This window comes from Achromobacter sp. T5-5, assembly GCF_055397965.1.
On the sequence record NZ_AP027919.1, the window covers coordinates 929,460 to 944,230 of the forward strand.

At 68.0% G+C, this 14,771-nt stretch carries 14 protein-coding genes; 1 reads left to right on the forward strand and 13 read right to left on the reverse strand.

Annotated elements, in window-relative coordinates; translation table 11 throughout:
• Positions 1-17: 17 nt before the first annotated feature.
• The 3 genes from ACZ50Q_RS04220 to ACZ50Q_RS04230 are packed head-to-tail and all read right to left on the reverse strand — an operon-like array spanning position 18 to position 2,603.
• Positions 18-155 carry a DUF2474 family protein gene (locus tag ACZ50Q_RS04220; protein WP_092580990.1) on the reverse strand — a complete coding sequence of 46 codons (138 nt, stop codon included), beginning with the start codon at positions 153-155 and terminating at the stop codon, positions 18-20.
• Positions 155-1,162, reverse strand: a complete 1,008-nt coding sequence (gene cydB / locus ACZ50Q_RS04225; RefSeq protein WP_464080674.1) for a cytochrome d ubiquinol oxidase subunit II — start codon at positions 1,160-1,162, stop codon at positions 155-157. The genes ACZ50Q_RS04220 and cydB overlap by 1 nt, the downstream gene beginning before the upstream one ends.
• Positions 1,163-1,166: 4 nt before the next feature.
• Positions 1,167-2,603, reverse strand: coding sequence for a cytochrome ubiquinol oxidase subunit I (locus ACZ50Q_RS04230; RefSeq protein ID WP_464080675.1), 1,437 nt, complete (start codon positions 2,601-2,603; stop codon positions 1,167-1,169).
• Positions 2,604-3,033: 430 nt separating this feature from the next.
• Between ACZ50Q_RS04230 and ACZ50Q_RS04235 the strand changes: the two genes are divergently transcribed.
• A complete protein-coding gene (locus tag ACZ50Q_RS04235) occupies positions 3,034-3,708 on the forward strand; it encodes a GntR family transcriptional regulator (protein ID WP_092580996.1) in 675 nt (224 codons plus the stop codon).
• A gap of 42 nt (positions 3,709-3,750) precedes the next feature.
• Here ACZ50Q_RS04235 and ACZ50Q_RS04240 read toward each other — a convergent pair whose 3' ends face one another.
• The 10 genes from ACZ50Q_RS04240 to ACZ50Q_RS04285 form a co-directional block, all read right to left on the reverse strand.
• Entirely contained in the window at positions 3,751-4,470 is a 720-nt protein-coding gene (locus ACZ50Q_RS04240) for an ABC transporter ATP-binding protein (protein WP_464080676.1), read from the reverse strand.
• Between the two features lie 11 nt (positions 4,471-4,481).
• The gene (locus tag ACZ50Q_RS04245; protein WP_464080677.1) at positions 4,482-5,300 is read right to left on the reverse strand and encodes an ABC transporter ATP-binding protein; all 819 of its coding nucleotides are present in this window, start codon (positions 5,298-5,300) and stop codon (positions 4,482-4,484) included.
• Positions 5,297-6,184, reverse strand: a complete 888-nt coding sequence (locus tag ACZ50Q_RS04250; protein ID WP_464080678.1) for a branched-chain amino acid ABC transporter permease — start codon at positions 6,182-6,184, stop codon at positions 5,297-5,299. Before ACZ50Q_RS04250 ends, ACZ50Q_RS04245 begins: the two co-directional genes overlap by 4 nt.
• A complete protein-coding gene (locus ACZ50Q_RS04255) occupies positions 6,177-7,070 on the reverse strand; it encodes a branched-chain amino acid ABC transporter permease (RefSeq protein WP_464080679.1) in 894 nt (297 codons plus the stop codon). The genes ACZ50Q_RS04250 and ACZ50Q_RS04255 overlap by 8 nt, the downstream gene beginning before the upstream one ends.
• A gap of 102 nt (positions 7,071-7,172) precedes the next feature.
• Positions 7,173-8,288, reverse strand: coding sequence for an ABC transporter substrate-binding protein (locus tag ACZ50Q_RS04260; protein WP_092581004.1), 1,116 nt, complete (start codon positions 8,286-8,288; stop codon positions 7,173-7,175).
• A gap of 290 nt (positions 8,289-8,578) precedes the next feature.
• Complete coding sequence (gene phbB, locus ACZ50Q_RS04265; protein ID WP_464080680.1) at positions 8,579-9,325, reverse strand: acetoacetyl-CoA reductase; 747 nt, start codon at positions 9,323-9,325, stop codon at positions 8,579-8,581.
• Entirely contained in the window at positions 9,315-9,776 is a 462-nt protein-coding gene (locus tag ACZ50Q_RS04270) for a hypothetical protein (RefSeq protein WP_464080681.1), read from the reverse strand. The genes phbB and ACZ50Q_RS04270 overlap by 11 nt, the downstream gene beginning before the upstream one ends.
• 49 nt (positions 9,777-9,825) lie before the next feature.
• Entirely contained in the window at positions 9,826-10,950 is a 1,125-nt protein-coding gene (locus tag ACZ50Q_RS04275) for an ABC transporter permease (protein WP_092581010.1), read from the reverse strand.
• Position 10,951: 1 nt separating this feature from the next.
• A complete protein-coding gene (gene rbbA, locus ACZ50Q_RS04280; protein WP_464080682.1) occupies positions 10,952-13,693 on the reverse strand; it encodes a ribosome-associated ATPase/putative transporter RbbA in 2,742 nt (913 codons plus the stop codon).
• Entirely contained in the window at positions 13,693-14,760 is a 1,068-nt protein-coding gene (locus tag ACZ50Q_RS04285; RefSeq protein WP_464080683.1) for an HlyD family secretion protein, read from the reverse strand. Before ACZ50Q_RS04285 ends, rbbA begins: the two co-directional genes overlap by 1 nt.
• Positions 14,761-14,771 lie beyond the last annotated feature (11 nt).

Here is a 14,771-nt window from a genome sequence, read left to right on the forward strand (position 1 = left end):
TGTACGCAAAGCGGGCGTCAGGCCGACATGCCGATGGACCGCATGACCAGGCGCAGCAGGCCGGCCGCCGCGCCCAGCGCGCCCACGCTGCAGGCCCAGATCGCCGCCAGCCAGAGCAGGCGGCTGCGCCACGAGGAGGAGGGGATCGGGTTCATCAGTGGAATGCCTCGCCGGTGCGCACCTTGCCGCGAAACACGTAGTACGACCACGCGGTGTACATGAGGATAATCGGAATGATCGCCAGGGCGCCCACCAGCGCGAAACCCTGGCTCTGCGGCGGCGCGGCGGCCGCCCAGATCGACACGCCCGGCGGGATGATCGCGGGCCAGATGCTGATGCCCAGCCCGCTGTATCCCAGGAAGATCAGCGCCAGCGACAGCACGAAGGGCCCGGCCGCCGGCTGGCCCCGCACGCGGCGGATCAGTTCGAAGCCCGCGGCGGCTACCAGCACCGGCACCGGGAAGAACCAGAACATGTTGGGCAGGCTGAACCAGCGCTGCGCGATGATGGGCTGGGCCAGCGGCGTCCAGGCGCTCAGGATGGCGATGACGGCCAGCAGCGCCAGCGTCAGCGGCCGCGCCAGGCGGCACATATGGCGGTGCAGCCGGCCTTCGGTCTTCATGATGAGCCAGGCGCAGCCCAGCAGCGCGTACGCGGCCACCAGGCCGATTCCCGTGAACATCGAAAAGGGGCTGATCCAGTCCCACGGTCCGCCGTGGTAGGCGCGGTCCACCACCGGGATGCCCTCGATGTAGGCGCCCAGCGTGACGCCCTGGAAGAACGTGGCGATCACCGATCCGAAGACGAACGCCCGGTCCCACAGCGGGCGGTGATGCGCGTCGGCCTTGAAGCGGAACTCGAACGCCACGCCGCGAAAGATCAGGCCCAGCAGCATGAACACCAGCGGCAGGTGCAGCGCGCTCAGGATCACCGAATAAGCCAGCGGAAACGCCGCCAGCAATCCCGCGCCGCCCAGCACCAGCCAGGTCTCATTGCCGTCCCAGACGGGCGCCACGGTATTGACCATGACGTCGCGCTCCTGGGGGTCGGTCACCAGCGGAAAGAGAATGCCGATGCCCAGGTCGAAGCCGTCCATCACGACATACATCATCACGCCGAACAGGATGACGACGGCCCATATCAATGCAAGATCCACGCCCATGGCTTCAGGCTCCGGAATGTTGGGGATGCGCGGTCGCCTCGACCGCTTGGGTGGACGCGGCGGAGAGCGGCCGCGAGGGTTGGCGCGGCTCGCCCGGGCCGCCGGACAGCGGCGCATGGCCGGGCGCGGGGCTGGGGCCCATGCGGATGAGGCGCAGCATGTACGAGATGCCCGCGCCGAACACCAGCAGATAGACGGCCACGAAAAGCGCCAGCGTCAGCGTCAGCTCGCCCAGGCCATGCAGCGTGGCGGCGTCGGCGGTGCGCATGACGCCGTACACGATCCAGGGCTGGCGCCCGATCTCGGTCACGTACCAGCCCGCCAGCATGGCGATGAGGCCGGAGGGTCCCATCCACAGCGCGCAGCGGTGCAGCCAGCGCGACGCGTACAGACGGCCGCGCCAGCGCGACCACTGCGCCCAGATCGCCAGCGCGATCATCAGCAGCCCCAGTCCCACCATGATGCGGAAAGACCAGAACACCACCGTGGCGTTCGGGCGGTCTTCGGGCGGATAGGCCTTCAGGCCGGGAAACTGGCCGTCCCAGCTATGCGTGAGGATCAGGCTGCCCAGGCGCGGGATGTTGACCGCGTAGCGCGTTTCCTCGCGTTCCATGTCCGGAATGCCGAACAGCGTCAGCGGCACGCCCGCGCCCGGCTCGTTGTCCCAATGCCCTTCCATGGCCGCGATCTTGGCAGGCTGATGCTCAAGTGTGTTCAGGCCATGGAAATCGCCCACCACCGCCTGCAGCGGCGCCACGAGCAGCAGCATGCCCATCGCCATCGCGAACATCTTCCTGACGGCCGGGCTGCGGTCCCCGCGCAGCAGGTGCCACGCGCCCGACGCGCCCACCATCAGCGCGGTGGCCAGGAACGCGGCAATGCCCATGTGCGCCAGGCGATAGGGGAAGGACGGGTTGAAGATCACGGCCAGCCAGTCCGTCGGCACGACGCGTCCGTCCAGGATCTCGTAGCCCGCGGGGGTCTGCATCCAGCTGTTGGACGCCAGGATCCAGGTGGCGGACACCAGCGTGCCCAGCGCCACCATGACGGTCGAAAAGAAATGCAGCCCCGGCCCCACGCGCGACCAGCCGAACAGCATCACGCCCAGGAAGCCCGCCTCCAGGAAAAAGGCGGTGAGCACTTCGTAGGCCAGCAACGGCCCGGTCACGCTGCCCGCGAAATCGGAAAAGAAGCTCCAGTTGGTGCCGAACTGATAGGCCATGACCAGGCCCGACACGACGCCCATGCCGAAATTCACGGCGAAGATCTTGGTCCAGAAGTGATAGAGGTCCCGGTAGACCGTCTTGCCGGTGCGCAGCCAAAAGCCCTCCAGCACGGCCAGATAGCTGGCCAGTCCGATGGTGATGGCGGGAAAGACGATGTGAAACGAGATGGTGAAGCCGAACTGTATTCGGGCGAGCAGTAGCGCGTCGCTGTCCATGGCGGTATTCCTGGCTTTCATCGGCAGCGCGGACGGATCGCCACGAGGCGGGGGGCGCTGACGGGTGTTTGACCTGCACCCAGACGTTAGGCCCAGTCCGGTTATCAGTACAGATTCAGAGAAAGCGGAAAAAAGCGGATCAGATTGGCGCGGGCCGGGGCGCGAACAGCGCATTTCATAGGGAAAAGCGCTGTGCTCCGATTCATTCGCGGCGCGCGAAGTTACAAAAAAGACAGCACAGTCCGCGGCCTCTCCGTGCCTGGCCCGGGCGGCGGACGGGGTGCCGCACTGGGCGCCGGCAGACGGCGGCCGCGCGTCCGGCGCGGTTCCCCGCAAGTGTCCATTCGGCTACGATGGGGGCCCGCCGGAACCGCCCGACCCGACATTTGCCGCAGGCCGCCGACCTTCGCCCCCAGAGATACCGATAGTCATGAGCATTACCAAAACGAAGGCCCCGTCCAGCAAAGCCCAGGCCCTGCCGCACCGGATCCGCGACCAGCTCCGCTACGAAATCCTCACCGGGGCCCTGCCGGCCGGCACCCCGCTCAAGCAGGACGCGCTGGCGACGCGCTTCCAGGCCAGCCGCATTCCCGTGCGCGAGGCGCTGCGCCAGCTCGAAACCGAGGGCCTGGTGGCCTACCACCTGAATCGTGGCGCGGTCGTCATCCGCATGGACGTGGACCAGATCTGCGAATTGCTGGACATCCGCATCGCGCTGGAAGGCTACGCGGTGCGCGCGGCCGTGCCCAACATGGGTCGAGCCGACCTGGACGCGCTGGAAGCCATCCTGCGGGAATACGACGAGGCGGACTCGGTGCCGCGCTGGGCCGAGTTGAATCGCCGCTTCCACCTGGCGCTGTGCGCGCCCTCGAACAACACGCGGCTGCGCAGGCTGATCGAGGAATACGGCCTGAACACCGACCGCTACACGCACGAGATGATGTCCATGGCGACCGGCAAGGACGGTCCGCAGTCGGACCACTACCGCATCCTGGAGGCCTGTAGGAAGCAGGACGGCGCGCTGGCCGCCCGCCTGGTGGAAGAGCACATCAATGAGACCAAGAAGAACCTGGTCGCCATGCACCGCATGCGCCGGGATGGCTGAAGGCCCGCGCGGGGGCGGGCCTTCAACGCGCCGGGGACGGCGCTAGGCGGCCCGGCCGCCCAGGTACAGCTCGCGCACCTGCTCGTCGTTCATCAGCGATTGCGCGTCGCCCGTGATGGCGACCGTTCCCATCGACAGCACATACGCGCGATCCGAGATCCGCAGCGCCTCCATCGCGTTCTGCTCCACCATCAGGATGGTCACGTCTTCCTTTTCGCGGATGCGCTGGATGGCTTCGAACACTTCGCCCAGCGTCTTGGGCGACAGGCCCGCGGACGGCTCGTCCAGCAGCAGCAGGCCCGGCGACGGCATCAGCGCGCGCGCCAGCGCCAGGATCTGGCGTTCGCCGCCGGACAGCGAGGCGGCCGGGGCCTGCAGCTTGCGCCCCAGCACCGGATAGTGCTCGCACAGGGTGCGGATGCGGTCTTCGCAGACCGGCTTGTCCAGCGCGTTGCCGCCGACCTGCAGGTTCTCGCGGACCGACAGCGCGGTAAAGACGTTCTCGGTCTGCGGCACGAAGCCCAGGCCGTGGCGCAGGATCTTCTCGTGCACGGCAAACCGTGAAATGTCCTTGTCGCCCAGCATCACGCGGCCCGCGCGCGGCTTGAGGTAGCCGGCGATGGTCTTGAGCAGGGTCGACTTGCCGCAGCCGTTGGGCCCAAGCAGGGTCACGATCTCGGCCTTGTCCGCGTGCAGCGAAATGCCGCGCAGGATGTCCACGTCGCGGGTGTAGCCCGCGACCACGTTTTCCACTTCGATCATCTTTTCCCTCATCACGCGGCTCCCATGCGCAGCACGGGGCCCGCGGTGGCGCCGGCGGCAGGCTTGCGGGCCGCGCCGCCCAGATAGGCTTCCAGCACGCGCTCGTTGGACGCCAGTTCGTCGGGCCGGCAATCGGCCACGATGTGTCCGCGGTCCAGCACGATGCAGCGGTGGCAGACCTCGCGGATGAAGTGCATGTCGTGCTCGACGATCACGATGGTCATGCCCGCCTGGTTCAGGCGCTGCAACGCGCCCACGATGTCGCTGCGCAGGTTGGGATGCACGCCGGCGGTGGGCTCGTCCAGCATCAGCATGCGCGGACGCGCCATCAGGGCGCAGACGATGCCCAGCAGCTTTTTCTGGCCGCCCGAGATCGCCGCGGCGGGCTGGTCGCGCACCGGCGCCAGCAGCAGCTGGTACAGCAGGGCGTTGGCCTGTTCGCGCGCCCGGGCCTCGGCTTCGCGCGCGGCGCGCAGGCCAAACAGGTTCTCCCAGATGCCGTGGTGCGCGACCGACGCGGCCATCGCGACTTCCGCCACGGACATCTTGGCCGGCATGGACGGCAGCTGGAAGGTGCGCGCGATGCCTGCCTGCACGATGCGGTGCGCGCTCAGCGTGTCGATGCGCCGGCCTTCGAAGGTGACGCTGCCGGCGTCGATGGCCTCGAAGCCGGTAATGGTGTTGAGCAGCGTGCTCTTGCCGGAACCGTTGGGGCCGAGCAGGCCCACGATCTCGCCGGGCCGGACGTTGAATCCGACTTTCTCCAGGACACGATTGCCGCCAAAGGCCTTGGCCACGGAATCGACCTGCAACGCATGGGGGGCCGTCATGGCATCTTCCTCATCTTTTCAGGCAGCAGCCCTTCGCTGCGCCACAACAGGCATCCCAGCAGGATGCATCCGATCAGTCCCAGGCGCAGCGCGCCCGCGATGTCCGATCCGAACCCGAACGCGTCCTTGGCGAACGGCACCAGCGTGTAGGCGGTCTGCACCAGCACCACCCCCAGCACCACGCCCGAGAAGTTGCCGATGCCGCCGATCATCAGCATGGTCCAGAGCAGGAACGTCTCGGAGGCCAGCAGGTAGTCGGGGCCGACGAAACTCATGTAATGCGCGTACAGGGACCCGGCGACCGCCGTCACGCCGGCGCCCGCCATCACGGCGCGCGACTTCAGCGACATCAGGTCGTAGCCCATGCAGGCGGCAAGCTTGGGCTCTTCGCGCATGACGCGCAGCGCGCGGCCGAAGCGCCCATACGCCACGCGGCGCAACAGCACGGCGGCGGCGGCCGCCAGCGCCACGACCAGGGCCAGGAAGGCCAGCGCGCCGCTCTTGCCGGGCAGGTCGTCGAACAGCGCGGGGATGCCGCTGATGCCCTGGGCCCCGTTGGTCAGCCAGAGCTCGTTGGTGGCGACCGTGCGGATGATTTCCGCGATGGCCAGCGTGGCGATGCCCCAGTAGTCGGCGGCAAGCTGCCTGCCCAGGCGCGCGATGCACCAGCCCAGCGTCATGGCGACGGCGACGCCGGCGGCTGCGCCCAGCGCCGGATGCCAGCCCGCCTGCACCGCGATGCCGGTGCCGTAGGCGCCGATGCCGGCGAAGGCGATGTGGCCGAAGTTCAGCAGGCCAGCCAGGCCGGCCTGCAGGTTCAGTCCCAGCGCCATCAGGGCGAAGATGGCGCCGAAGGTCAGCGAGGAAACCAGAAAATCAAACACGGCGGACCTCCCGGTCGAACAGGCCGTAGGGCTTGAACAGCAGCGCCAGCAACAGGATGAGGAACGAGGCCGCGCTGATGTAGGCCACGGGCAGGAAGGCCACCGGCTTGGCGTAGAGCCAGCCGAAGTTCAGGTTGGTCACCAGGGTTTCGGTCAGCGCGATGAGGAACGCGCCGGCCACCGCGCCCAGCGGGTTGCCCAGGCCGCCCAGGATCGCCGCGGCAAACACCGGCAGCAGCAGGTCGGTTCCCAGGTTGATGTGCGCGCCGGTGGACAGCGCGAGCAGGCCGCCGCCCAGCCCGGCCAGCGCACCGCTGCAGAAGGCCACCTGGCAGGTGATGCGCGAGGCGTTCAGGCCGCTGGCATCGGCCAGCGCGGGATTGCAGGCCAGGGCGCGCATCGCGCGGCCCGCGCGCGTGCAAAAGAGCAGCAGCGCAAAGCCGGCCAGGAGCAGCGCGGTGGTGGATACCGCCGCGATCTGCGTCAGGGTGACGCTCGCGTCGCCCAGGCGGATCGGCGTGGCCAGCGGCAAGGTGAACATCCGCGGGAAGGACCCCGCAAAGCCCTGGCAGAGCGCGATCAGCAGCATGGACAGCGCCAGCGAGCCGATCATCGTGATGGCCGGCCCGGCGCGCAGGAGGCGGCGGAACACCAGCAGATGGAAGGCCAGCGCCATGGCGCCGGTGAGCGCGCAGGCGGCAAGGAGCGCCAGCGCCAGCGGCAGCCCCAGCGCGTGCAGCGCATAAGTGAGATACGCGCCCACCATGGCGTATTGCACGTGGGCGATGTTGGGAAACTTGACCAGCCCATACACCATGCTCAGGCCCAGCGCGATCAACGCCAGGTCCGAGCAGCGCAGCAGCGTGTCGACCAGAATCTGGATCATCTTGTTTGCTCGTAAGACAGCGGAAGCCCCGCGGCGGCGCGCGGCGCCGTCCACGGAAAAAAAAGCCGGACCCGCACCCCTGCGAGTCCGGCCAAGGCCTTATCAGCGGACCACGATCTTGCCCTGGTCGGACTTGAGCTTGGCGTAAGGCGGGTCGATGCGCTGGCGGTCGGCGTCGAACTTGATGAAGCCGGTGACGCCTTCGTAGCCCTTCTGGCCCAGTTGCGTCAGCGCGGCCTGGATGTCGGCGGGCGCGGTGGACTTGGCCTGGTTCATCGCGGCGGCTGTCAGCAGCACGGCGTCATACGCGTAGCCGGTGTAGGACGTCTTGAAGCCTTCCTTGTAGCGGGCCTTGAAGGCCTCCGCGTACTCGCGGCCCTTGGGGCCGAGCACCGAGCCGACTTCCATGCCGATCTGGCCTTGCGCGATGTTGGCGGGCGTGTCGCTCAGGCACATGCTCAGGAGGATGCCGTACCACGGCGTCTTGCGCAGGCCCAGTTCGAAGGCTTCGCGGTTGATGACGGCGGATTCCTGGCCGTAGGCGGTGTAGATGTAGGCGTCGGGGTTGCTGCGCGACATCTGCTGCAGTTCGCGGCGGTAGGTGGACTGGCCCGCGGTGTACAGGACCTCGGTCACGATCTTGCCGCCCAGCTTTTCGAATTCTTCCTTGTAGCCGTGCGCCACGCCTTGGCCGTAGGCGTTGTTGGGCGCAATGATCGCGACGTTGCGGTAGCCCTGGTCCCAGGTGTCCTTGGCCGAGAATTTGTTGCCCTTGTCTTCCAGGCCGATCAGGTTGAAGGACGTGGCGCCCAGATCGCGGATCTTCACGCTGGTGCTGGCGATGTTGATGTGGGTGACGCCTTCCTTGACGAGGTACTGGCCCAGCGGAATGGAGATGCCGGACGAGTATTCGCCGATGACGACCGGCACCTTGTCCACGCTGACCAGTTTGCGCGCCGCGTTCAGCGCGGTGGTGGGGTTGCCGCCCGAGTCCTCGATCACCACGGCGAACTTCTTGCCCATGACGCCGCCGTCGGCGTTGACCTTTTCGACCGCCAGGTCCACGGCGCGGCGCACGTCTTCACCCACGGTGGCGTTGGCGCCGGTCAGCGACAGGACGGCGCCCATCTTCACGGTTTCCTGGGCCTGCGCGCCGGTCCCGGCGAACGACAGGGCGAGGCAGGCGGCGGCAACTAGCGGACGTACGTTCACTTGCATGGTTTTTTCCCCTCGGAGGGCTGCCGGATGTCGCGTCTGCGCGAGATGGAGCCGGCATGCGTTGAAAACCAGCGGGGGTGCCGCTGGCGCGTATCGGGACCCTGAATGGATACCAAGATACAAAATTGCATCCAATCCTGGTCGAGTGGATGCAAATATACGAGCGCCAGGCCCCGGCAACAATATGGGGTTAACCCGTTACCGGTTGTGTCAAACAGTGTTTTAAGTGGCAGGTTGCACCTTCATCTGCAAGGTGCAACCTGCGTGCCCCGAGGTGGCGGCCGCCGCCGTCAATACATGTGCTGCCCGCCGTTCATGGCGACGTTGCTGCCCGTCATGAAGCCCGCGACGTCGCTGCAGATGAAGGCCACCAGCGCGCCGATCTCCTCGGGCTGGCCCAGCCGTCCCAGCGGAATCTGCGGCAGGATCTTTTCCTCCAGGACCTCCGCCGGCACGGCCTGCACCATGCGCGTGGCCAGGTAGCCCGGTGACACCGTGTTCACCGTCACGCCCTTTTTGGCCACTTCCAGCGCCAGCGATTTGGTGAAGCCGTGGATGCCCGCCTTGGACGCGGCGTAATTGGTCTGCCCGAACGCGCCCTTGCTGCCGTTGACCGACGAGATGTTCACGATGCGGCCCCAGCCCCGGTCCGCCATGGGGCCGCACAGCGGCTGCGTCATGTTGAACATGGAGTCCAGGTTGCTGTGCATGACCTCGGCCCAGTCCTGCGCGGTCATCTTGCGCAGGCTGGCATCGCGCGTGATGCCAGCGTTGTTCACCAGGATGTCGATCTGGCGTCCGTCTTCCTCGAGCCGGCGGGCCAGCGCCTGGCAGGAATCGAAGTCCGCCACGTCGACCTTGTACATGGCGAAAGTGCGGCCGCGGGCGGCTTCCTCCTGGATCCACTCGCGCGTGGCGCTCTCGCTGGAATGGTAGGTGACGATGACGTCATGGCCGGCATCGTGCAGGGCCACGGCGATGGCGCGGCCCAGGCACCCGGCCCCGCCCGTGATGAGGGCCGTGCGTTTAGCCGTCATGGCGGGCCCCCGGCTGGTTGGCGTCCTGCATGGCGGCGCAGGCGGCCTCCATCTGGTTGGACATGACCGACCACATCTGGGTCAGCGGCGATTTGTCGATGGCCGCGCTGTTGGCATGCTTGAACCACTCGCGCATTGCCTCGCCCAGGCCCGCGGCCAGGGCGGTCTGTTCCTGCAGCATCACGTGAGTGATGGCCTGGCTGGCTTCGAGCTGGCTCTGCCAGCGCTTGCGCGTGAGTTCGCCCAGCGCGGGGGCGAGGTCCTGCCAGTTGTCGGTGGGCGTCAGCGGAGCGAAGGCGGCGAGGTACTGGCCGGTGCCGTCGCCCGCGAGCCGCTGGCCCAGTTCGAGCCAGCGCTGCTGGCTGTCCTGGGCAAGCTGGGTCAGGCGCTGGCAGTAGGCCACATTGGCGCCGGCGAGTCCTTGAGGCAGGGAGGCAGTTGTTTTCTTCATCATCCGTCCTTTTATAAGCGTGGTAAGGGGAAACGAATACACACGGGCCTCATGCCATCTGGCTGAGGGTCTTGCGAAAACGCGCCAGGGATAACGCAAACAGGACTGTGCCGATCAGCGCCAGCGCCAGGAAGGGCTGCCATACGACGCTTATGCCCGCGCCGCGATAGAGAATGGCCTGGCCGAGTTCGACGAAGTGCGTCGTCGGCGCGGCCAGCATGATGTGCTGCACGAACTGGGGCATGCTCTCGCGTGGCGTGGTGCCCCCGGACAGCATCTGCAGGGGCAGCAGCACCAGTACGAGCAACATGCCGAACTGCGGCATGCTGCGTGCGAGCGTGGCCATGAAAATGCCCATCGAGGTCGTGGCGAACAGGTGCAGCGCCACGCCGGCCAAGAACAGCGCCACCGAACCCTCGATGGGCACGTGCAGCAGGCCTCGCACCACGAACGTCAACGATAGCCCAGCGCAGGCCAGTACGACCAGCCCCATCGACCAGACCTTGGCGACCATGATCTCGGTGGGCGTCACCGGCATGACCAGCAGGTGCTCGATGGTGCCGTGCTCCCGCTCGCGGATCAGGGCCGCGCCGGTCAGGATGATGGACAGCATCGTGACGTTGTTGATGATCTCCATCAGCGCGCCAAACCAGGATTGGGTCAGGTTCGGGTTGAACCGCATGCGCACGGCCAGCTCTACCGGCAGCGCCGACGACGCGCGATAGCGCCGTGCGAACTCGTTGATCTCGTCCGTGACGATCTGCTGGATGTAGCTGCTGCCGGTAAAGGCCTGGCTCATCCGGGTCGCGTCCACGTTGAGCTGGATCTGCGCCGGCCTGCCCGCCAGCACGTCGCGCTGGAAATTGGGCGGGATGTCGAGCGAGAACGTGTAGCGGCCCGCGTCCATCCCCGCGTCGGCCTGCGCCGGGGTGACCTGCTGCGGCGGCGTGAAGTGCGGCGGATAGAAGGCCGAGACGATGCGGGCGGACAGCGGCGAGTGGTCCTCGTCCACCACCGCGATGGGCGCGTTGTGCAGCGTTTCCGGGACCGCCGTGGCCGCGGTATAGATCATCAGCGTGAACGACACGGCGATCAGGATCAGCATCATCGGGTCGCGCGCCAGGCTCCACAGCTCCTTGATTCCCAGGCGGTAGATGTTGGCGAGGCGCCGCATGTCAGGTCTCCTGCTTTTTCAGCAACAGCGCCGAGGCGCCCAGAATGACCGGAATGGCGATCAAGAGGGGCCAGAACGAGGCCTGCAGGTCGTGCCAGCCCAGCGCCTTGCTGAACACGCCGCGGCTGATGGTGAGCATGTGGGTGGCGGGATAGACCTGCCCGATCAGCCGGCCGCCGCCCTCCAGCGAGGTCACCGGGTTGAGCAGGCCGGCGAACTGCACCGCCGGCACCAGCGTGCCGATCATCGTGAAGAAGAGCGCCGCGATCTGGCTGCGCGTGAAAGTCGAGGCCAGCAGGCCGATGGCGGTGGCCACCACGTTGTAGATCAGCGCCGCCAGCAGCAAGGTGGCGAAGCTGCCGGTGATCGGCACGCCGAACAGCGTGACGGCCAGCAGCGCCATCAGCAGAAAGTTCAGCATGGCCAGCGCCACATACGGCGCCTGCTTGCCCAGCAGGAATTCCAGCCGCGTCACCGGCGTGACGTAGAGATTGATGATCGAGCCCAGCTCCTTTTCGCGCACCACCGCCAGCGCGGTCAGCATGGCCGGCATCATCAGCAGCAGCAGGGGAATCACGGCGGGCACCATGGCGGGCAGGCTGCGCACGTCGGGGTTGTAGCGGAAACGGGTCTCCACGCTGACGGCAGGCTGCGCGCGGGCGCCCAGCCGCTCGCGCGCCTGCTGCGCCAGCCAGCCCTGGTGCATGCCCAGCACGTAGCCGCGGATGGTTTCGGCGCGCTGCGGCATGGCGCCGTCGATCCACACGCCGATCTGGACATCCTTGCCGCGCGCCACGTCGCGGGCGAAGCCCTGCGGAATTTCGATCGCCAGCGACAGCTCGCCGCTGCGCATGCGCGCGTCCAGTTCCGCGTAGTCGGCGATGGGGGGGCGTTCGATGAAGTAACGCGACCCGGACAGGTTCAGGCTGTAGTTCTGGCTCAGCCCGGTCTGGTCGCGGTCCATGACCGCGTAGCGCAGGTCTTCGACGTCCAGGCTGATGCCGTAGCCCATCACGAACATCAGCAGCAGCGAGCCCATCAGCGCCAGCGTGGCGCGCACGGGGTCGCGCCGCAGCTCCAGCGACTCGCGCCACATGTAGCTGAACGCGCGATGCAGGCTGAAGCGCCGACGCGGCGGCTCGGCGGGCGGGGGCGCATTTTCCGGCGGGAGCGCCGCGCCCTCGGCCTCGCCGGCGGCGGTTCCGGCGCCGGCGTCGATCAGGTAGGCGATGAACGCGTCTTCCAGCGTCCGGGCGCCGCGCAGCCGCGTGATCTCATCGGGCGAGGCGCTCACCAGGACCTTGCCCGCATGCATCAGCGAAATGCGGTCGCAGCGCTGCGCCTCGTTCATGAAGTGCGTGGATATGAAGATCGTGACGTGGTCCTTGCGGGCCAGCTCGATCAACAGGCGCCAGAAACCGTCGCGCGCCACCGGGTCCACGCCGGAGGTCGGTTCGTCCAGGATCAGCAGTTCGGGCTTGTGCACCATGGCCACCGCGAGCGACAGCCGCTGGCGCACGCCCATGGGCAGGTTCTGCGGCAGCGCGTCCAGCACGTCGCCCAGGCTGAAGCGTTCGACCATTTCGTCCACGCGCGCCGGGATGTCGGCCTCGGGCACGTGGAACAGCCGGGCGTGCAGCACCAGGTTCTGCCGCACGGTCAGTTCGCCGTACAGCGAAAAGGACTGCGACATGTAGCCCACGCGGCGGCGGGTATCGAGGTTGCGCGGATCGACCTGCTGCCCGAACAGCCAGGCCTGGCCGTCGCTGGCGGGCAGCAGTCCGGTCAGCATTTTCATGGTGGTCGACTTGCCGCAGCCGTTGGAGCCCAGGAACCCGAATATCTCCCCGCGCCGGATCCGGAAATTGACGTGGTCCACGGCGACGAAGTCGCCGAAGCGCATGGTCAGGTCGCGCGCCTCGATGGCGATCCCGGCGTGCTCGTCCAGGGCCAGCGGCACGATCTCGACCGGCTTGTGGCCGCGCCGCTTTTCCTCGGGCAGCAGCGCGATGAAGGCGGCCTCCAGCGTCTGCGCGCCGGTGCGGTCCTGGAGCGCGCCGGGCGTGCCGGTCGCCAGCACGCGGCCTTCGTCCATGGCGATCAGCCAGTCAAAGCGCTGGGCCTCGTCCATGTAGGCCGTCGCCACGATGACGCTCATGCCGCTGCGTTCGCGCCGGATCTCGCCGATGAGGTCCCAGAACTGCGCCCGCGCCAGCGGGTCGACGCCGGTGGTGGGCTCGTCCAGGATGAGCAGGTCGGGGTCGTGGATCAGCGCGCAGCACAGGCCGAGCTTCTGCTTCATTCCGCCCGACAACTTGCCCGCGGGGCGGGACAGAAAGGCGGACAGGCCGGTGCTGCGGGTCAGGCTGTCGATGCGCCGCCGCCGTTCGGCCTCGTCGTGGCCGAACAGGCGGCCGAAGAACTGCAGGTTTTCTTCCACCGACAGGGTGGGATAGAGATTCTTGCCCAGCCCCTGCGGCATATAGGCGATGCGCGGGCAGACGGCTTCGCGATGGCGGCGGCTGGCCATGTCGCCGCCCAGGACCTCGACCTTGCCCTGCTGCACCGCGCGGGCGCCCGCCACCAGCGCGAGCAGGCTGGACTTGCCCACGCCGTCCGGACCGATCAGTCCCACCATGCGCCCGGCGGGGATGTCGAGCGTGATGCCGTCCAGCGCGCGCGTCTTGCCGTAGCGCAGGCCGACATCGGTCAGCGTGACGACGGGCGGGGCGCTTGCGGCCATCAGGGCACCCTTACTTCAAGGCTGGCGGGCCAGCGGGCGTCCGGATCCAGCTTGAGCCACGCCACACCGGGCAGGCCGGTCTTGACCTGCGTGGGGTGCCGCCGCAGCAGCTCGGGACTGATCTGCGCTTTGACGCGGAACATCAGTTTCTGGCGCTCGCTCGCGGTTTCCACGGTCTTGGGCGTGAACTGCGCGATGCTGGCGACGAACGACACCTTGGCGGGAATGACGTACTCGGGCGCGGCGTCCAGGATGATGCGCACGTCCTGGCCCAGCGCGACGCGGCCGGCGGCCTGTTCGGGCAGGAAGAAGGTCATGTAGACGTCGGCCAGGTCGACCATGTTCAGGACCTTGCCGCCCGCGCCCAGCACTTCGCCCGGCTGGGCCACGCGGTATTGGACGCGGCCGGCGCGCGGGGCGCGCAGCTCGCCGTCGGCGATGTCGGCATCGATGCGCGCCACGGTGGCCTGCGCGGCGGCAATGGCCGATTGCGCGCCCACCTGCGCGGCCCGCGCCGCGTCGATGGCCGCGGCGGCGGCCGTGACCTGCGCGCGCGCGGCGTTGACCGCCGCCTGCATGCTGCGCACGCGCGCGCGGTCATCGTCCAGTTCCTGGATCGACGAGGCGCCTTCCTTGGACAGCGTCTCGGAACGGGCGAGCCGTCGGCGCGCCGCGTCCAGTTCGCTTTCGCGCTGCACCACCACCGCCTCAGCCGCGCGCTTGTCGCTCTCGCGCTGCGCCACCTGGGCCGCGGCGCTGGCCGCGCCGTTGACCGCTTGCTGATGCTGCGCGCGCGCCTCTTCGCGCTGCGCCTGCAGCGTGTCGATCTGCATGCGCGCCAGCGGCTGGCCCGGCGAGACGAAGTCGCCCTCCGCGACCAGCACCTCCTGCACACGGCCCGCCAGCTTGGTGGCGACGTCGATCTCGGTGGCTTCGATCCGGCCGTTGCCGCTGATGAAGGCCGCGCCCGGACCGGTGTCCGCCAGCATGCGCCAGCCGTAATAGCCGGCGGCCGCGAGGACCGCGAGGGCAATCAGGGGGATCAGTTTTCGGGTGGGTAGCGGCATCTGGGCGTGTC